Source organism: Mesorhizobium sp. M1295, from assembly GCF_040318135.1.
Taxonomy (GTDB): domain Bacteria; phylum Pseudomonadota; class Alphaproteobacteria; order Rhizobiales; family Rhizobiaceae; genus Mesorhizobium.
In genome coordinates this window covers 132,000-150,671 of the sequence record NZ_JAMYLU010000010.1, presented here as the reverse complement: position 1 = coordinate 150,671, position 18,672 = coordinate 132,000, and the positions used below count along the sequence as shown (strand labels likewise).

The following is an 18,672-nucleotide window of genomic DNA, read 5'->3' as shown; positions in this document are numbered from 1 at the left end:
CGTTTCAGCCGCCATACTGCTCGTCGCTGACCTTCTCCAGCCAGTCGACATGCAAGCCGTCGAGCGCCTCCTGCATGGCGATGTGGGTCATCGCCGATTTGGCCGCGGCGCCGTGCCAGTGCTTTTCGCCGGCCGCAAAGGAGACGACGTCGCCGGCCCTGATCTCCTGGATCGGCCCGCCCCAGCTTTGCGCGAGGCCGGCACCGGACGTGACATAGAGCGTCTGGCCGAGCGGATGCGTGTGCCAGTGGGTGCGGGCGCCGGGCTCGAAGCTGACCAGCGTGGCCCTGAGCCGCGCCGGCGCCTCTTTCTCGATGATCGGCGTCTGCAAAACCCGGCCGGTGAAATATGTCTCCGGCGCAACGATCGTCGGCACGCTGCCGCAGGCAATGATCTTCATCGTCGCAATCCTCGATTTGATTCCTCGGTGTGCGGACTTAGACCCTACCACTTTCGTCCGATGCCGGCTGCATGTCCTGCCCGGCTACGGGCAAGGCGAGGCCAGAACAGGCCGGTGCGCGTGCGGTAGGCGTTGTAGGCATCGGCCAGCCTTGTCCGCGAAAATTTTCGCTCTTCGTCCAAGGCCGCGATCACATAGATCGTAACGATGCCGGCGACCGGCACCACCGCCCACACCGACCAGGTCGCGATGCCCCATCCGATCCAGAAGATGATGTAGGACGTGTAGAACGGATGGCGGACATGGAGATAAGGGCCTTCGGTCACCAGGCTGTCGGGATTGTCCGGATCGAACGCGAAACGCAGCCGCGCCTTGCGCGAGACCGAGATCGCCCACCAGAAAAGCGCCGAGCTTGCCAGTTCGATGGCGAGCCCGACGATCTTCGCTGCAACCGGCTGCCGCTCGATCCACAGCAGTGCAAGAAAGAACAGCGCCGTGCCGACGACGACGGCCGAAATGATCATGGCGCCTTGAGACATGCTCGATGACTGGAAATGCGCGCGCATCGACCAGGCATATTGGCCGAGCGTGGCGATGCTGCTGATCGAGAGGAGAAGGTCGAGTGTGGATTCCATCATCAGGGTCCCGGGGTTAGCTGTGGTGGATTCGCTGCATCATACCCGGCGCAAGCCGAGAAATCATTTCTTAACCACCGTTCTAAACAACATGGTGATCTCGGCATGCGATGTTGACCTCGAGACAATCCGAAGGTCCAACCAGATATGGCCGTTTCCCACCGCACGATCCGCACGCCGCAAGCGGATTTGCGCCTCAGCCAGTCGTCGGGACGCGGCATCCCGCTTGTCCTGATCCACGGCTCGGGCAGTTCGCGCGCCGTATTCGCCCGCCAGTTCGACAGCCCGTTGGCCGCTGCCCATCGGTTGATTGCTTTCGACCTGCCCGGCCATGGCGAATCGTCTGACGCCCGCGATCCGGCGACGGACTATACCGCCTCCGGCCTTGCCCAATCGGCGGCTCATCTCCTCGATGCTTTGGGGATCGGCCGCGCCGTCGTCTTCGGCTGGTCGCTTGGCGGGCACGTGGCAATCGAGCTCGCGAGTTTCCACCGCGCCGTCGGCGGGCTGATGCTAACCGGCGCGCCGCCGGTATCCAAGGGCCCTTTCGGCATGCTGCGCGGCTTCCATGCGCATTGGGACATGCTGCTGGCGTCCAAAAAGACCTATTCCGAACGCGATGCCGAGCGCTTCGAGGCGCTGTGTTTCGGCGACACGGCAGATCCGTCCTTCCGCAAAACCATCCTGCGCACCGACGGCCGGCTGCGCGCCGCGGTGACGCGCGGCATGCTCACAGGCAAGGGCGCCGACCAGCGACAGGTGGTCGAGCAAGCCGCATTTCCGGTCGCCATAGTCAATGGCGAGAACGACCCCTTCGTCCGGCTCGGCTATTTTGAGACGCTGGCCTACGGCTCGCTGTGGGAGCATTGCCACATCATCCCCGGCGCCGGGCATGCGCCTTTCTGGGAGCGTGCGGACCTGTTCAATCCGTTGCTCGCGCGCTTTGCCGAGACGGCGGCAGTGCAGCGCGTGGACGCAACCCCGCTGGCGTCGCGGCGCACCGGCACCGGCTGAACGTCAACTTCCAATCCCTTCAACTTCAAATCCCTTGCCCTCCCGGCCTGCCCGTGGGACGATGCCCTTTGGGTAGGTGGCAAATTGAAAAAAGCCTCGCCCGCGACGGCCGACAGGCCGGCCGCCGCTCACAGGGAAACGCCTGAGTGGAGGTCAGCCATGGGTACTCGCGCCGGAGGACGACGCACGGGACCGAAATGCATTGCCATAGTCGGTCCCTTCGCAAGCGGTAAGACGACACTTCTCGAAGCCATACTCGCCCGTACAGGCGCCATTCCCCGCCAGAATCCCCTTTCGTCGGGAAATACCGTTTCCGATCATTCGCCCGAGGCGCGTGCCCATGCGATGAGCGTCGAGGCGACCTTCGCTACCACCGAATTCATGGGCGAGCCGTTCACCTTCGTCGATTGTCCCGGTTCCATCGAATTCTCCTTCGAAGCCGAGCCGGTGCTGGCCGCCTGCGACGTCGCCGTGGTCGTCGCCGAAGCCGACGAGAAGAAGATCCCTGCCCTGCAGCTGATCATGCGCAAGCTCGATGATCTCGGCGTGCCGCGCATCCTTTTCCTGAACAAGGTCGACAAGGCGATAGCAGGCGTGCGCGACACGCTGAAGATGCTGCAGCCTGCAAGCTCGGTGCCTCTGCTGCTGCGCCAGATCCCGCTGCGCAAGGACGGTGTCGTCATCGGCTCGATCGACCTCGCCTTGGAGCGAGCCTACATCTATCGCGAATATGCCGAGAGCGAGGTCGCGCAGATCCCGAGCGACGACAAGGCGCGCGAGCTCGAGGCGCGTTTTTCCATGCTGGAGACGCTCGCCGACCATGACGACCGGCTGATGGAGCAATTGCTGGACGAGATCGAACCGCCAAAGGATGCGATCTTCGACGATCTTGCCGCCGACCTGCGCGACGGCATAGTGACGCCGGTGCTGATCGGCACCGCCGAGAAGGGCAATGGCGTGCTGCGCCTGTTGAAGACAATCCGTCACGACGCACCCGACATCGAGGCGACGCGCCGGCGTCTCGGCGCGCCCGATGGCAATGCCACCGTGGTCCAGGTGATGAAGACCGTCCACACCCCGCATGGCGGCAAGCTGTCGGTGTCGCGCATCCTGTCCGGCCAGGTCGCCGACGCCGCCGAGCTGTTCCTTTCCGATGGCGAAACGGCAAAGGTCTCCGGCATCTACAAGATGCTCGGCAAGGACCAGTTCAAGCTGACTTCGGCCAAGGCCGGCGACACGGTCGCGCTCGGCAAGCTCGACGCCGTCAGGACGGGCCAGACGCTGAGCTCGACCAAGGGCGGCATCAAGCCGCTGGTCACGCTGGCGCCGCCCCAACCGGTCTTCGCCTTCGCTCTGCGGCCGAAAGAGCGCAAGGACGAGGTCAAGATGTCGGCGGCCATCCAGCGCCTGGCCGAGGAAGATCCCTCGCTCAACCTGCATCACAACCAGGATTCGGCCGAAACCGTGCTGTCTGGCCATGGCGAGATGCATCTGCGCGTGGTGCGCGAGCGGCTGGAAGGCAAGAACCAGATCCCGGTCGAAGGCCATGTGCCGGCCGTGCCCTACCGCGAGACGATCCGCAAAGCGACGCAGCAGCGCGGCCGCCACAAGAAGCAATCGGGTGGCCACGGCCAGTTCGGTGACGTGGTGATCGAGATCAAACCGCTGCCGCGCGGGTCAGGCTTCCAGTTCACCGATACGATCACCGGCGGCGTCGTGCCGAAGACCTACATCCAGTCGGTCGAGACCGGCGTGCGCGATTACCTGAAATCCGGGCCGCTCGGCTTCCCGGTCGTCGATGTTGCCGTCAACCTTTCCGACGGCTCCTACCATGCCGTCGATTCCTCCGATATGGCCTTCCAGATGGCGGCGAAGCTGGCGATGAAGGAAGGTATGGCCGCGTGCTCGCCGGTGCTGCTCGAACCGGTGATGAAGGTCGAGATCGTCACGCCGTCGGATGCGACGTCGAAGATCATCGCGCTGATCCCGCAGCGGCGCGGCCAGATCCTCGGCTACGACGCGCGGCCTGATTGGCCGGGATGGGACGTTGTCGAGGCGACCATGCCGCAGGCCGAGATCGGCGACCTCATCATCGAGCTGCGCTCTGCCACTGCGGGTGTCGCCAGCTACCGGGCCGTCTTCGACCACATGGCCGAACTCACTGGCCGGCTGGCCGACGAAGCGCTGAACGCCAACGGCAAGGCCGCCTGAAACAACAGCTTGCGGCCAGAACACAAGGAAACGGCGCCCGGATCATCCGGGCGCCGTTTCGTTGCGGACCGTCTTCGTGGGAGGCGAAACGGCAGGTCCGCCGCATGCTTGCCGCCGGTGCCTGGCGGCGGAGGAAGGTTCGGACGCGGTAGCCGCCTGAGCCCGGGTCGTCCGAGTGATGCCCCCATCCCCCGGACGAGCCACACCGCGTCCTATGCTCTGCTTAATCGATTTGGCGCGCCCGCGGCATGTTACCCGAGGTTACATGTCACTGTTACGCGCCAGTTCCGGCCGATTTTCTGGCGATGTGTTGGTTTCGGGCAACAAAAAAGCCGGATCAATGAAGACCCGGCTGAGTTTGATTGGAAGTGCCTGTTAAGGCTAACCTCCAGAGGGGAACACTCGAGAGCGCTAATGGGAGGAGAACGCGCTCAGGAGATGATCTATATATGTGCTCTTCATGCCCAAGAAACAAGCATCTATTTTGCAACACACACATGCAAAAAGGCGCCGGCTGTGGTCCAATCCGGCCCGAAGCGCAATAGGACCAGTTGAATCGCTGAAATGCAGCCTGCGGCAAGGCAAAAATCGATCTGCAGCCGCGAATCGGCAGCGATTCTTGCTCGGAAAGTCGAAAAACGCAGGATGACGTGGAATCGTGCAGCACGCGTTTGTTTTTTCGGCAGCCAGACCTTGCTGGGTGCATGTCGCCCAAAAGCCCGCCATCGGCGTCGCAACCTAGGCTGACTATCGACGCACTCTAAAACGACCAGCTGCGCGCCTTGGCGATGATGAAATCGCGGAAGACATGCAGCTTCGCCTGGTTCTTCATCGCGTCGGGATAGGCGAAATAGGTGTCGAAAGACGGCACCTCGGTCTCGGGCAGCAACTGCACCAGCCCCGAATCCTTGCTGACCACGTAATCCGGCAGCATGGCGATGCCGGCGCCGCCTTGCACCGCCCGCTTGATCGACAGGATGTCGTTGATCTGCAGCGTCGGCACCCTTTGCCCGCCTTCGAAATCGCCGACCGTTTCCAGCCAGTTCAGTTCCGACAGATGCGCCGGCACCGGCACGCCGAAGGTGACGATGCGATGGGCCTTCAGCTCGGCGATCGAATTCGGCTTGCCGTATTTGTTCACATAGGAGGGCGCCGCGTAGAGATGGAAATGCACGGTGAACAGGCGGCGCTGGATGAGGTCGGGCTGCTGCGGCTGGCGCAGCCGGATGGCGCAATCGGCCTGGCGCATTGTGAGGTCGAGCTCCTCATTGGCGAGGATAAGCTGCAGGCTGACCTCAGGATAGAGCTCGATGAATTCCTGCACGCGCTCGGTCAGCCAGCCGGCGCCGAGGCCGACCGTGGTCGTCACCCTGAGCACGCCGGAGGGCCGGTCCTTAGTCTCGGTCAGCCGCGACTTGATGGTTTCGAGCTTCATCAGCACGTCGTGCGCCGTGCGGAACAGCATCTCGCCCTGTTCGGTCAGCACCAGGCCGCGGGCGTGGCGATTAAACAGCGGCACGCCGACGTCATGCTCGAGCGCGCTGACCTGCCGCGAGATCGCCGATTGCGACAAATGCAGTGTTTCCGCGGCATGGGTGAACGACCCCGCTTCTGCTGCGGCGTGAAACACGCGTAGCTTGTCCCAATCCAACGCCATGATTTCCCCTCGTCCTGTTTTCTGGCGTCCGCCTGTTTTGGCGTCTGAATGAAAAATCAGGCTTTTGCGCGGCTTTTCTCAGCCGCTTGTTCAACAATCACTCCGCCGCTTCGCGGTGAACCTCGATCCCCGCCAAATATTTTTCCGCCTCGAGCGCGGCCATGCAGCCAAGCCCGGCCGCCGTCACCGCCTGGCGGTAGATATCGTCGGTCACGTCGCCGGCGGCGAACACGCCCGGCATGTCGGTGCGGGTCGAATCCGGTGCCGTCCACAGATAACCGTTCGGCTTCTGCTTCAGCTTGCCGGCAAACAGCTCGACCGCCGGTGCGTGGCCGATCGCCACAAACACGCCGTCGACCACGAGATGCATCTCCTGCCCGGTCACCACATTGCGCAGCTTCAGCCCTTCGACCGAAGGCGGCATCGGCGCCTTGCCGGGCCGGCCGGTGATCTCGTCGACGACCGTATCCCAGATGACGCGGACATTGTCCTTCTGCAGCAGCCGCTCGCGCAGGATGCGCTCGGCGCGGAAATCGCTGCGCCTGTGGATGACGGTGACGCTCTTGGCCAGGTTGGAGAGATAGAGCGCTTCCTCCACCGCCGAATTGCCGCCGCCGATCACCGCGACATCCTTGCCGCGATAGAAGAAGCCGTCGCAGGTGGCGCAGGCCGAGACGCCAAAGCCCATGAAGGTGTGTTCGCTCGGGATGCCCAGCCACTTCGCCTGCGCGCCGGTGGCGATGATCAGCGCGTCGGCGGTATAGGTCGTACCGGAATCGCCCTTGGCGCGGAACGGCCGCATATTGAGGTCGACCTCGGTGATGATGTCGTTGACGATGTCGGTGCCGACATGCTCGGCCTGCTTGAGCATTTCGCTCATCAGCCATGGGCCCTGGATCGGGTCGGCGAAGCCCGGATAGTTTTCGACATCGGTGGTGATCATCAGTTGCCCGCCCTGCTGCAGGCCGGCGACCAGCATTGGCTTGAGCATGGCGCGGGCGGCATAGATCGCCGCCGTATAGCCGGCAGGGCCGGAGCCGATGATGAGAACAGGCGCGTGCTTGGTGATCATGAAAAGCCTCTGCGGGGGAGCAGCCATGGATTGTGGCATGAACTCTCGTCGATTGTTGCGCGTAATGTAAGTGTTGCCTGCGACGCCAGCAAGGCAAGTTGCCGTTCGTCCCCGGAAAGCTTCCGCACCGGCGACGGCGACAAGCAACCGGTAGCAAGATGATGCGAAAAATCCTCGATCCACCGGATGGAATAGACAGCAAAGTCGTTTAACTACAAAGTCGCGAAAGATTCTTTCGCGTCACCACGGAAGCCCGCACGGAAGCCGCCATGCCGATCAAGGCCGATCTCGATGCCATCGACTGGAAGATCCTGCGCGAGCTTCAGCAGGACGGGCGCATGACCAATGTCGAACTGTCGAGCCGCGTCGGCATTTCGGCGCCGCCATGCCTGCGCCGCGTCAGGCGGCTGGAAGAAGCCGGCATCATCCGCGGCTACCGCGCCTTGCTCAACGCGCCGGCGCTCGGCCTTGACGTCGTCGCCTTCTGCCTGATCGGCCTGCATCACCAGGCCGACGCCGAGCTCAAGACCTTCGCCGAGCGCACCCGCGGCTGGCCGATCGTGCGCGATGCCTGGATGGTGTCGGGCGAGTCCGACTTCCTGCTGCATTGCGTGGCGAGCGACCTCGGCACCTTCCAGACCTTTGTCATCGAGGAACTGGCCTCGGCAGCCAATGTCGATACGGTGCGAACCGCGCTGACCATCCGCCGGGTCAAGGATGAAGGGCTAGTGGCGTTCCACGCCTGATCCGGACCGCAGCAACGGAAGCTTTGATATTCGACAATAGGAATTCTAAAACACTTTAGAATATTAATTCCAATATTAATATTCTAATAAATCTCGTCGATTCAGGCAAAACTTCCAATATAATCGCCAGTTTAATTCGTATTATCGTCTGCACTTACACTCCGAAATTAGACAGGCGAAGCGTTGAGCACGACAGCACCGACACGCTCAATGTCGGCAAGCGACTGGGGGCAGTTGCTGCTTCTGGGTTTTCTGTGGGGCGGCACCTTCTTCTTCGCGCGTATCGCGGTAGCCGAGATTCCGCCACTGGCCCTTGTCCTTTATCGGGTGTCGATCGCCGCCTTGGTTCTGCATTTATGGCTGAGGACATGTGGCATTTCGTTCGCTCCCGCACTGGCGAGGTCCGGCTCCTTCCTGTGCCTGGCTTTGCTCAACAACGTGATTCCGTTCTCTCTGATCTTCACAGGACAAACCGAGATTGGTGCGGGTCTTGCCTCTATCTTCTACGCAACAACACCTCTGTGGACGATCCTCATTGCAAACCTGCTGACGGCGGATGAGAAATTGTCGGCAACCAAGCTTGCGGGAGTGGGGCTCGGAATCGCCGGAGCCGCCATCATGATCGGCCCCGGGCTGCTGTCCAATCTTGGTGGCCCTGCCTGGGCGAAGCTCGCCGTGATCGGGGCGGCCATCTCATACGGCTTCGGCGTCGTCTACGCCAAGCGGTTCAAGAACATGAAGCCATCGGTGGTGGCGACCGGCCAACTCACTGCCTCCACCATAGTCATGTTACCGATCGTTTTCCTTCTCTACAGTCCGGCGGCGATCGTGACGTCAAGCGTCCCCATATGGGCGGCAGTGGCTGTTCTTGCGGTCTTCACGACGGCGCTGGCATTCATCCTCTATTTCAACCTGATCGCCTCGGCCGGAGCGACAAACGCTTCCCTCGTGACGCTTCTGGTGCCTGCCAGCGCGATCCTGCTTGGCACAGTGTTTCTCGGGGAAAGGCTGGAGCCGTTCGAGTTCGCGGGGATGACATCGATCATTGCAAGCCTGCTCATCATAGATGGCCGGCTTTTTCGCCGCTGGATGAGGCAAAAATCCTAAACTTCGCGACATTGGCAGAAGCCAACTAATTGTGCTCTGACCCAAGCGCCTCGGTCGATACGGTGCGAACCGCGCTGACCATCCGCCGGGTCAAGGACAAAGGGCTGGTGGCACTTTCAGCTTGAGAGACCAGGCAAAGCGCCTGCGAAACAAAAACCCGGAAACAAAAAACCCGCCTCGGCGGGCGGGTCGTTGGTGGAAATCATCACCATACCCAAATTAGTAGCATAGCTGCCGGCACAAAGCAAGAACAAAATTGTCTTCAGCGTTGAAGATTGGCGAAAACCGAGGCTACATCCAATCTCCCCCCTCGTGGGGGAGATGTCCGGCAGGACAGAGCGGGCGTGAAGGAACGCCAACCTCGTTCACCTGCGACCAGCCGATAACATGTCTGAGGGCATGATTGAAAATCCATCGACAGGTCGGCGGGACAGCGCCCCCCTCTGCCCTGCCGGGCATCTCCCCCACAAGGGGGGAGATCGGCAGCTTCAGCGCTGGCGCCTAATCGAATACCCAATCACCCCGCGTCGCAGAGGCGCGTTTCGACCATTTCGCAGAGATGGTGGTAGAGGCACAAATGCCCCTGCTGGATGATCGGCGTCGAGGTCGAGGGTACGTTGAGCAGGATGTCGGATAGCGGCTTCAGCTTGCCGCCGGTGTCGCCGGTCAGGCTGATGACCGTCATGCCCATCATGCGCGCCTGCTGGGCGGCGGCGAGAATGCTTGGCGAATTGCCGCTGGTCGAGATGGCGAGCAGCACGGCGCCCGCCGAGCCATGCGCCTCGACCTGGCGCGCAAACACCGTGTCGAAGCCGTAGTCGTTCCCCCAGGCTGTCAGCACCGCCGCATTGGCGGGCAGCGCGATGACGTTGTAGGCCTTGCGCTCCCTGAGGAAGCGGCCGACCAGCTCGCCGGCAATGTGGATGGCATCGCTGGCCGAGCCGCCATTACCGGCGATCAGCAACGCCTTGCCCTGCGAAAGCGCGGCGACGACGGCGCTGACCGCCCGCTCCATCTCGCTGGTCAGGTCGCGCTCGACCATCGCCAAAATCGCGGCCGCCGAGCGGGCCAGGTAATCGTTCAGTTCGGACATGAAATCCTCAGTTCCCGGCGCGCAATCTGCCGATGGTGCCGGTCGTGCTCTTGCCGGCAACGAGATCGACCAGCACGACGCGCCCGCCGGCCTTCTGCACGACATCGGCGCCAACCACCTGATCGACCGTATAGTCGGCGCCCTTGACCAGTATGTCGGGGCTCAGCGCCTCGATCAGCGAAAGCGGCGTATCCTCCTCGAAGATGACGACAGCGTCGACGGAGGCAAGTGCTGCCAGCACGCAGGCCCGGTCATGCTGGTCGTTGACCGGGCGCCCCGGCCCTTTCAGCCGGCGCACCGAGGCATCGCTGTTGAGGCCGAGCACCAGCCGGTCGCACAGGCTGCGCGCCGCGTGCAACAGACTGACATGGCCGGCATGCAGGATATCGAAACAGCCATTGGTGAAGCCCACGCTCAAGCCCTCGTCCTTCCAGCCCGCCACCAGCCGCGCGGCGGCGGCGGCATTGAGGATGGCATCCTTGTGGGCAACCGGACCATGCGAGCGAAACAGCGCGCCGGTGAGTTCCTCGATCGTCAGCCGCGCCGTGCCGCGCTTGCCGACGACAACGCCGCCGGCGGCGTTGGCGATCGATCCGGCCATGACGCGATCCGCCCCTGCAGCAAGCGCCAGTGCAAACGTCGCGATCACCGTGTCGCCGGCGCCTGAAACGTCGAACACTTCGCGCGCCTGCGTGGCGATATGCCGGGCGTCGTCCGCACCGATGACGCTCATGCCCTTTTCGCTGCGCGTCGCGACGACGAAATCGAAACCGTGCGCCGCAATCAGCTGGCGCGCCGCCGCCTCGATCTCGTCGTCGGCGAACACCGCGCGGCCGACCGCCTCGCCGAGCTCCTTACGGTTGGGCGTGATTGCCGTCGCGCCGGCATAACGCGCATAGTCGCTGCCCTTCGGATCGACCAGCACCGGCTTGCCCGCTTCCCGACAGATCGAGATCAGCTCGCCGGCGACGCCGTCGAGCAGCACGCCCTTGCCATAGTCGGACAGGATGACGATGTCGGCGCGCGCCAGCGCGTCGCGGAAATGCCCGACCATCATCGCCCGCTCGGCATCGCCCAGCGGCTTGATTTCCTCTTCGTCGAAACGCAGCACCTGCTGGTTGAGCGCGCTGAAGCGGCTTTTCGACGACGTCATGCGATCGGCATCCTGCGCCAGCCCGCCGGTGTCGACGCCAAACTCGTCGAGCATGCGCATGAGGTTCTTGCCGGCCTCGTCAGCACCGATCACTGAGACCGGTATGGCGGCGGCGCCGAGCGAAACGATATTGGCGACGACATTGCCGGCGCCACCCATCGCCAGCGTTTCGCCGCGCCCGTGCAGCACGGGGATCGGCGCTTCCGGCGAAATGCGCTCGATTACGCCATTGACGAAACGGTCGAGGATGAAATCGCCGACCACCAGCACGGTGGCGCTGCCGAAGCGCGAGATGGCGCGGTGAAGAGGTTCGGGTGAAGGCAGCTTGATCATGTCAACGCGCGGGAGAGCCGATTTCAGTGACAGGGAAATTCGATTGGCAGGGCCGGCCGTTCATGGCGATGCCGATATACCGCAATTCCAGCCAACGCAACGGCAGGCCTTCGACCGATCGCGGCAGCGCGACGGTGCGTCAGCTTTTCTGCAACGCGACATGCACGCCCAGCCCGACGAGCACCGCACCGCCGGCGCGCCGCATCAGTCGTTGCGCCCGGCTCGAGCGCCGCAGCCTGGCGGTCACCGCGCCGGCCAGCATCACGCAAACAATGTCGGCCGACGAGAACATCAAATTGACGATCGTTCCAAGCACGACGAACTGCAGCCAGACCGGAAACCCTGCCGAGGCATCGATGAATTGCGGCAGGAACGCCATGAAGAAAATCGCCGTCTTGGGATTGAGCACCTCGACGGCAACGCTCTCGAAAAAGGCGCGGCGGGCGGATTTCGGCTGAATTCCCGGCAAAACCGCATCGCCTTGCGCCTTGGCGCGAAACAGCGAAACACCGAGCCAGATCAGATACAGTGCACCGACCAGCTTGACCGCCATGTAAAGCACCGGCACGGCATGGAAAAGCACCGACAGGCCGACAGCGGCGGCGAAGACATGCACATAGCCGCCGAGATGGATGCCGAGCGCCGCCATCAGGCCGGACCAGCGGCCGCGCGCCATGGTTTGCGCGGCGGCATAGAGCATCGCCGGACCGGGGATATAGGCGAAGATCGCCGTGGTGGCGAAAAAGGCGACAAGCAGTTCGGTTGACGGCATTACCTTGCTCCTGTCGCGGGTCGGCCGGCAGGCCGACCGAAACGAGACCTTTGCGGCGCCACTATGACGCTCATCCTGCCGCCCCGCCACCTGCTTTGTCGACAGCCCGGCCCGCCTCCCCTATAAGGCCAGAATCCTACAAGGGCTACAACCGGCACAAGGTACCAGAGGCTTTCATGATCATCGTCACGGGCGGCGCCGGCATGATCGGTTCCAACATCGTCGCCGCGCTCAACGCCGACGGTTTCAGCGACATCCTCGTCGTCGACGACCTCACCGACGGCCACAAGATCGCCAATCTCGCCGATCTCGAGATCGCCGATTATCTCGACAAGGACGATTTCCTGGCGCGGATGGAAGCCGGGGACCTCGGCCGCATCGAGGCCGTCTTCCACCAGGGTGCCTGCTCGACCACCACCGAATGGAACGGCAAGTTCATGATGGAGGTCAACTACACCTATTCGAAGCACTTGCTGCACGCCTGCCTGGCCCTGCGCGTACCCTTCCTCTATGCCTCGTCCGCTTCGGTCTATGGCGGCGGCGCCGAGTTCCGCGAGGATCCGCAATACGAACGCCCGCTCAACGTCTATGCCTATTCGAAAAAGCTGTTCGACGACTATGTCCGCCGCACCGTGTTCGATACCGACCATTCGCCGGTGGCGGGCCTGCGTTATTTCAACGTCTACGGACCGCGCGAGGCGCATAAGGGCGCCATGGCCTCGGTCGCCTTCCATTTGTTCAACCAGGTCGAACGCGGCGAAAACCCCAAGCTGTTTGGCGCCTATGATGGTTTCGGGCCCGGCGAGCAGAGCCGCGACTTCATCCATGTCGGCGATGTCGCCGACGTCAATCTGTGGCTGTGGAAACGCGGCTCGAGCGGCATCTTCAACTGCGGCACCGGCAAGGCCCAGCCGTTCCGCGCCATTGCCGAAACGGTGATCGATACGCTCGGCCAAGGCCAGATCGAATTCATCGAGTTTCCCGACCACCTCAAGGGCAGCTACCAGAGCTTTACGCAAGCTGATATGTCCCGCTTGCGCGCAGCCGGTTACAATGGCCAGTTCCGCACAGTGGAAACCGGCGTCAGAGACTATGTCGAATGGCTGAAAGCCCAACGATCCTCGTGATCGGCCCACGCTGGGTGGGCGACATGGTGATGGCGCAGTGCCTGTTCCAGGCGCTGAGGGAGCTTCACCCGAACGCCGCCATCGACGTGCTGGCGCCGGCCTGGGCAGCCCCCCTGGTCAAGCGCATGCCCGAAATACGCCAGCAGATCGATCTGCCGCTGAAATCCGGCGCGTTCGAATTCCGCATCCGCAGGCGCTTCGGCCGGCTGCTGCGCGGCCGCTACGACATGGCCTATATCCTGCCGGGCAGCTGGAAGTCGGCGCTGATCCCGTTCTTTGCCGGCATTCCGCGCCGCGTCGGCCATCTCAAGGAAATGCGCTACGGGCTGCTGACCGACATCGTGCCCTTGCCCGATCGCCTGAAACGGCGCACCGCGCAGGCCTATTTCGGCCTTGCCCAGAGCGGCGCCTTCCGGGCTCCCAAGCTTGCCGTCGATCAGGACAACCAGGCGGCACTGCTCGGCCGTTTCGGGCTGACGGCGAGGAAATTCGTGGCACTTATGCCCGGCGCCGAATTCGGCCCGGCCAAGCGCTGGCCGAGCGAACACTATGCCGGCCTTGCTCGCGAGATGATGGCGAAGGGGTTTGGCGTGGCGCTGTTCGGATCGAAGAATGATGCCGAAGTGACGGCTGAAATCGCCGCGCTGGCTCCCGGCGCCGTCGATCTCGCCGGCCAGACGCGGCTGGAGGATGCCATCGACCTGATCGCCGCGGCGAGGCTCGCCGTCTCCAACGACAGCGGGCTGATGCATGTCGCCGCCGCGGTCGGCACACCGGTCGTCGCCGTCTATGGCTCGACCTCGCCCGACAACACGCCGCCGCTCGCCGAGCGTCGCGAACTGGTCTGGCTCGGCCTGTCCTGTTCGCCGTGCCACAGGAAGACCTGCCCACTCGGCCATCTCAACTGCCTGAAGACGCTGGACGTCGAACGCGTCGTGGCGGCGGCGGAGCGGCTGCTGGAAATGCCGGCCGCCGCATGAAGGTGCTGATCGTCAAGACGTCGTCGATGGGCGACGTCATCCACACCTTTCCCGCGATCGAGGATGCGCGCCGCGCCCGGCCCGGCCTGTCGTTCGACTGGTGCGTGGAAGAGGCCTTTGCCGGCATCGTGGCGCTGCATCCAGCCATCCAAACCATCCACACCGTGGCGATCCGGCGCTGGCGCGGGAAGCTGCTCGAGCCCGGCACATGGCGGGAAGTGGTCGGTTTGCGCAGCGCCTTGCGCGCGTCCCGCTACGACCTCGTTCTCGATGCGCAAGGCCTGCTGAAATCGGCGCTGGTGGCGCGGTTGGCGGCAGCACCGATCGCCGGTTTCGACCGCTCGAGCGCCCGCGAGCCTTCGGCGAGCCTGTTTTATGGCCATCGCTACGCCGTGCCGCGCGACCTGCATGCCATCGAGCGCACGAGACGGCTGTTCGGGCTGGCGCTCGGCTACGAGCCGGATTTTTCCCGGCTTGACTCCGGCATCGTGCCGCCAGCCGGAAGATCGACTTTTGTCGGCGAAAAGACCGCCTTCCTGCTGCACGGCACCAGCCGCGAGGACAAGAAATGGCCGGTCGCGGACTGGATCGAAACCGCCCGCCTGCTGGTGGATAAGGGGATGACGCCGGTCACCACCTGGTCGAACGACCGGGAAAAGGCAGTTGCCGAGGCGATCGCCGGCGCCGTTTCGCAAACCGTGGTGGTTCCCAGGTCGCCGCTTGCCGAGATCGCCGCTGTCATCGGCGGCTCGGCGCTGGTGATCGGCGCCGACACCGGCCTGACCCATCTCGCCAGCGCCTTCGCCCTGCCGACGGTGGCGGTATTCCTCGCCACCGAGCCCGGCCTGACCGGCCCGTGCGGCCCATTCTCATCGACGCTGCTGGCCAGACCCGGCCTCGGCATCACGCCGGCGGCGGTGATGGCGGAAGCCGAGAGATTGCTGGCGCTTCGGGAGATTGGTCAGCTCAAGGTCGGCAGGGGCTGATCTTCGGGACGAACAATTCCGGAAAGTCGGCGCTGGCCCTCATCAGGCTGCCGCCATCTTCTCCCCGTATAGGGACGGGGAGAAGGACGCCTTCACCGGGGATTTCGCCAATCGGTGACGTTGCAGAAGCGGCGTCGAGGTTCCGGACAGCCCCTTCTCCCCATCACTATACGGGCAGAAGTGCCCGGCAGGGCGATGAGGGGCGGCGCTGCCCGTCGGGATTAAGGCGCCTACCGCTTTGTCCCTCAGATAAATTGCACCTGGACGATCTCGTAGCCCCTGGCGCCGCCGGGCGCGTTGACCTCGATGGCGTCGCCGACTTCCTTGCCGATCAGGGCACGCGCGATCGGCGAGGAGATCGAGATGCGGCCGGACTTCACGTCAGCCTCCTGGTCGCCGACGATCTGGTAGGTCTTTTTCTCCTCGGTATCCTCGTCGACCAGCACCACGGTGGCGCCGAACTTGACCTTGTCGCCGCTGAGCTTGGTGACGTCGATCACCTCGGCCCGCGCGATCAGATCCTCGAGTTCGTTGACCCGGCCCTCATTGAGGCTCTGCGCCTCTTTTGCCGCGTGATATTCGGCATTTTCGGAGAGGTCGCCATGCGAGCGCGCTTCGGAGATCGCCTCGATGATACGCGGCCGCTCCTGTTGCTGGCGCCAGCGAAGTTCTTCCTTCAATGACGCGAACCCCTCGCCTGTCATCGGGACCTTGTTCATATGCCTGACCTTTCCTGCCGCCGCCCCCGCAATCGGGAGCGACCTTGTCGATGGTACAAAAAGAAAACGGTCCGGCAGCCTCGGGCTAACGGAACCGTCTCACCACAATTTCGCAAGATATAGCAATCTTCGCGGGTTTTTCACGTCCAAAAAGTCGGTTTTTGAAAAATCATCCACCAATTGCGCGGCTGACCCGACGTCAAGCGGGTTTCCAAGATCGCATCGTGTGTACTGTGATGCCAAATCCCGGTTGTGCCAAACGTGCGCAGCACAGAAAAAAACCGGCTGCGATCGCTCACAGCCGGTTATGACGAGCGTTCCGGAGGATCAGCTCCTCATGAAATGATCGATCTGCTCCGACAGCATGCCGTATTCGCGAGATCCCTTGCCCGTGCGCTTCTCGATTTCGCGGAGCTGTTCCTGGGCGCCGGCAAGATCGCCGATCTGCAGGTGCGCCTCGCCGAGATATTCGCGCACCAGCGTGTAATTGGGGTCGATGCGCAGCGCTTCCTCGTAATAGCCGAGGCCGACGGTGATGCGGCCGGAATGGCGGTGCGAATAGCCGAGATAGTTGAGGATGCGCGGGTCCTGCTTGTTGGCGGCGAGGCTGAGCACGGCGATCGCCTCGTCATAGCGTCCATCCATCGCCAGCGCGCGACCGGCATCATAGATGCTGTCGTCGTCCAGCATACCTTGCTTCGGCGAGACACATTTCTTCTGCTTCTTGTCCCAGGCCTCCCCCTTCTTGCACTGGCTCTGGCCGCCGCCATTGCCGCCGCCGCCGCCACCACCTCCCCCGCCTTCACCAGCCGAAAACGCCGGAGCCGCAATCAGCGGCAGGGCGGCCATGGTCATGGCACAAATCAGCAATCGTCTGCGCATCGAACTCTCCTTGGAACCTGACAATGCAACACTAACGCCGGGCCGAAGCCGTTTCGTCCCCGGAAAATGCCATTCTATCTCAAAACCGCGATCTCTCCCAGCAAGGCCATCTTATCCCTGGAACAGAGGGCATCGGAAATCATGGTTCACGATCAACGCCGACGCGCAAGAGAACGTGACGAGCGCTGCAAATCCGCTATCATCGGGCCGACCGAGCACGAAGCAGGGAGACGGCCGGTGCAGCAACGCGTTGAACGAGACTGGGAGCTTTCGATCGGTCCCGACACCGTGCGCCTGTTCATCCTGAAGGCGAAGGCGCTCAGCGCCGCCGTCAACGAAGACTATGCCGACGGCGCCGAGCACGAGGTAGAGCTCGACGGCAACGCGCACGACAACCACCATCACGACGGCCTTGCCGAGGAAAGCTCCGAAAATCTCACCGAGGAGGAACTGCGCGAACTGATCGACGACCTCAATGTCGACGAAGCGGCCGAACTGATTGCGTTGGCCTGGGTCGGCCGCGGCGACTATGACGCGACGGAATGGACGGACGCGCTGACCGCCGCCCGCGAGCGCGCCAACAAGCGCACGGCAAAGTACCTGCTCGGCATGCCGCTGCTGGCGGACTGGCTCGAGGAGGGCCTGGAAGCGATCGGCGCGTGACTGCGCGGTTACCGATTGTGATCGCCGGCCCGCCTCGCCCAAGGCAACTTCCCTGCATTCTGGCCGTTGCGAAGTAATGGCGGCGTTTGGCTTTTTCAGATTGGGTAGATTGCTCCTGGCCGTTACGGCTACGTCGCTGACGGGACCCGCTCTGGCCAAGGCGCCCGAACTGCCGCAAACTGCACCGGTTCCGCAGTTCAACCAGGAAGCCACTCCGCCGTCGCCAGCCGACATCCCGGTCCCCGAACCGCGCCCGGCGGATGCCCCGGAGGCTGAGCCGCCCCAAAACGAGCAGCCGCAAAACGGGCAGCCCCAAAATGGCCAGCCCAAGACCCAGCAGCCGGAGCCGCCGGCGATTGCACCACAGCCTCCTGAAAAGCCGGCGCAGGCTGAGCCGCCGGCAAGCCCACCGGCCGCGCCACCAAACCCGGCCGAGGCAGACAAAAAGACGGAGCAAGAAATCCTTCCAGATCCTCGCTCGGCCGCCATTGCCGGGAAGGAAATGCCGGCCGAAGAATTGGCCTGCCGCAGGCGGCTGAAGTCCATGGGCGTCGATTTCGAGGAGCGCAAGCCCGAGCATGATACGGCGGTCGGTTGCTCGATCCCTTACCCGGTCGTGCTGAAAACGCTCGGCAAATCCATCGCCATCGGTCCCGAAACCGAGCTCAATTGCCAGATGGCGGAAGCGGCCGCCCGCTTTGCTGCTTCGGTCATCCAGCCTGCCGCAAAGGCCGAGTTCGGCACGGATATCAAATCGATCGGCCAGGCCTCCGCCTTCGTCTGCCGGCCGCGCCACGCCGGCGGCAAACTGTCGGAGCACGCCTTCGGCAACGCCCTCGACATCGCCAGCTTCACGCTTTCCGACGGGAAAGAGATCGATGTCGGTCCAACGCCGCCGCAGAAGGACGCGGAATTCCTGGATGCAGTGCGCAAGGCCGCCTGCGGGCCGTTCAAGACCGTGCTTGGCCCGGGCAGCGACGCCGATCATTCCCTGCATCTCCACTTCGACCTCGAACCGCGCCGCAATGGCGGCACGTTTTGCCAATGACGCCGGGCGCCGACAGTGGCGCCGCAATTTGGCCGCAGGCGTGAACGGCGCCGCTGATTTTTCCTTTACACTTC

18 protein-coding genes are annotated in these 18,672 nt (G+C 63.3%); 9 read left to right on the top strand and 9 right to left on the bottom strand.

Translation table 11 applies throughout. The annotated features are described in order from the left end of the window. Positions 1-4: 4 nt before the first annotated feature. The gene (locus NKH29_RS16380; protein ID WP_023719378.1) at positions 5-400 is read right to left on the bottom strand and encodes a (R)-mandelonitrile lyase; all 396 of its coding nucleotides are present in this window, start codon (positions 398-400) and stop codon (positions 5-7) included. 44 nt (positions 401-444) lie between these two features. Further along, complete coding sequence (locus tag NKH29_RS16375) at positions 445-1,038, bottom strand: methyltransferase family protein (protein WP_245278596.1); 594 nt, start codon at positions 1,036-1,038, stop codon at positions 445-447. Between the two features lie 144 nt (positions 1,039-1,182). Between NKH29_RS16375 and NKH29_RS16370 the strand changes: the two genes are divergently transcribed. Together NKH29_RS16370 and NKH29_RS16365 are read left to right on the top strand one after the other, a co-directional pair. Next, positions 1,183-2,049: an alpha/beta fold hydrolase gene (locus tag NKH29_RS16370; RefSeq protein WP_353000130.1), complete on the top strand. Its 867-nt coding sequence runs from the start codon at positions 1,183-1,185 to the stop codon at positions 2,047-2,049. 159 nt (positions 2,050-2,208) lie between these two features. Continuing rightward, positions 2,209-4,260: an elongation factor G gene (locus NKH29_RS16365; protein WP_353000128.1), complete on the top strand. Its 2,052-nt coding sequence runs from the start codon at positions 2,209-2,211 to the stop codon at positions 4,258-4,260. Between the two features lie 760 nt (positions 4,261-5,020). Here NKH29_RS16365 and NKH29_RS16360 read toward each other — a convergent pair. Both NKH29_RS16360 and trxB read right to left on the bottom strand, forming a co-directional pair. Beyond that, entirely contained in the window at positions 5,021-5,917 is an 897-nt protein-coding gene (locus tag NKH29_RS16360) for a LysR family transcriptional regulator (RefSeq protein ID WP_023719100.1), read from the bottom strand. A 97-nt stretch (positions 5,918-6,014) separates the two neighbouring features. Beyond that, positions 6,015-6,989 (bottom strand): thioredoxin-disulfide reductase, encoded by a 975-nt coding sequence (trxB, locus tag NKH29_RS16355; protein WP_353000126.1) that lies wholly within the window; start codon positions 6,987-6,989, stop codon positions 6,015-6,017. Between the two features lie 269 nt (positions 6,990-7,258). Between trxB and NKH29_RS16350 the strand changes: the two genes are divergently transcribed. Together NKH29_RS16350 and NKH29_RS16345 are read left to right on the top strand one after the other, a co-directional pair. Next, the gene (locus NKH29_RS16350; protein WP_352494920.1) at positions 7,259-7,735 is read left to right on the top strand and encodes an Lrp/AsnC family transcriptional regulator; all 477 of its coding nucleotides are present in this window, start codon (positions 7,259-7,261) and stop codon (positions 7,733-7,735) included. Between the two features lie 210 nt (positions 7,736-7,945). Next, on the top strand, positions 7,946-8,842 hold the full coding sequence (locus NKH29_RS16345; protein WP_353000125.1) for a DMT family transporter: 897 nt from the start codon (positions 7,946-7,948) through the stop codon (positions 8,840-8,842). A gap of 517 nt (positions 8,843-9,359) precedes the next feature. Here the strand turns inward: NKH29_RS16345 and NKH29_RS16340 are convergent. The 3 genes from NKH29_RS16340 to NKH29_RS16330 form a co-directional block, all read right to left on the bottom strand. Further along, positions 9,360-9,935 carry a D-sedoheptulose-7-phosphate isomerase gene (locus NKH29_RS16340; RefSeq protein WP_352791417.1) on the bottom strand — a complete coding sequence of 192 codons (576 nt, stop codon included), beginning with the start codon at positions 9,933-9,935 and terminating at the stop codon, positions 9,360-9,362. Between the two features lie 7 nt (positions 9,936-9,942). Beyond that, entirely contained in the window at positions 9,943-11,421 is a 1,479-nt protein-coding gene (rfaE1, locus tag NKH29_RS16335) for a D-glycero-beta-D-manno-heptose-7-phosphate kinase (protein ID WP_353000123.1), read from the bottom strand. A gap of 139 nt (positions 11,422-11,560) precedes the next feature. Beyond that, the gene (locus NKH29_RS16330) at positions 11,561-12,193 is read right to left on the bottom strand and encodes a LysE family translocator (RefSeq protein ID WP_023719109.1); all 633 of its coding nucleotides are present in this window, start codon (positions 12,191-12,193) and stop codon (positions 11,561-11,563) included. A 176-nt stretch (positions 12,194-12,369) separates the two neighbouring features. Here NKH29_RS16330 and rfaD point away from each other — a divergent pair, with 176 nt between their 5' ends. The 3 genes from rfaD to waaC are packed head-to-tail and all read left to right on the top strand — an operon-like array spanning position 12,370 to position 15,286. Then, complete coding sequence (gene rfaD / locus NKH29_RS16325; protein ID WP_352592456.1) at positions 12,370-13,320, top strand: ADP-glyceromanno-heptose 6-epimerase; 951 nt, start codon at positions 12,370-12,372, stop codon at positions 13,318-13,320. After that, a complete protein-coding gene (gene waaF / locus NKH29_RS16320) occupies positions 13,293-14,300 on the top strand; it encodes a lipopolysaccharide heptosyltransferase II (RefSeq protein ID WP_353000121.1) in 1,008 nt (335 codons plus the stop codon). Before rfaD ends, waaF begins: the two co-directional genes overlap by 28 nt. Beyond that, entirely contained in the window at positions 14,297-15,286 is a 990-nt protein-coding gene (waaC, locus tag NKH29_RS16315) for a lipopolysaccharide heptosyltransferase I (protein ID WP_353000119.1), read from the top strand. The genes waaF and waaC overlap by 4 nt, the downstream gene beginning before the upstream one ends. A 245-nt stretch (positions 15,287-15,531) precedes the next feature. Here waaC and greA read toward each other — a convergent pair whose 3' ends face one another. Both greA and NKH29_RS16305 read right to left on the bottom strand, forming a co-directional pair. Next, entirely contained in the window at positions 15,532-16,005 is a 474-nt protein-coding gene (greA, locus tag NKH29_RS16310; RefSeq protein ID WP_023719113.1) for a transcription elongation factor GreA, read from the bottom strand. 327 nt (positions 16,006-16,332) lie between these two features. Further along, positions 16,333-16,887, bottom strand: coding sequence for a tetratricopeptide repeat protein (locus NKH29_RS16305; RefSeq protein ID WP_353000117.1), 555 nt, complete (start codon positions 16,885-16,887; stop codon positions 16,333-16,335). Between the two features lie 237 nt (positions 16,888-17,124). On the opposite strand from NKH29_RS16305, the gene NKH29_RS16300 reads away from it, so the two are divergent. Together NKH29_RS16300 and NKH29_RS16295 are read left to right on the top strand one after the other, a co-directional pair. Then, entirely contained in the window at positions 17,125-17,550 is a 426-nt protein-coding gene (locus NKH29_RS16300; RefSeq protein ID WP_023719115.1) for a DUF3775 domain-containing protein, read from the top strand. A gap of 76 nt (positions 17,551-17,626) precedes the next feature. Then, positions 17,627-18,598: an extensin-like domain-containing protein gene (locus tag NKH29_RS16295; protein ID WP_352483137.1), complete on the top strand. Its 972-nt coding sequence runs from the start codon at positions 17,627-17,629 to the stop codon at positions 18,596-18,598. Positions 18,599-18,672 lie beyond the last annotated feature (74 nt).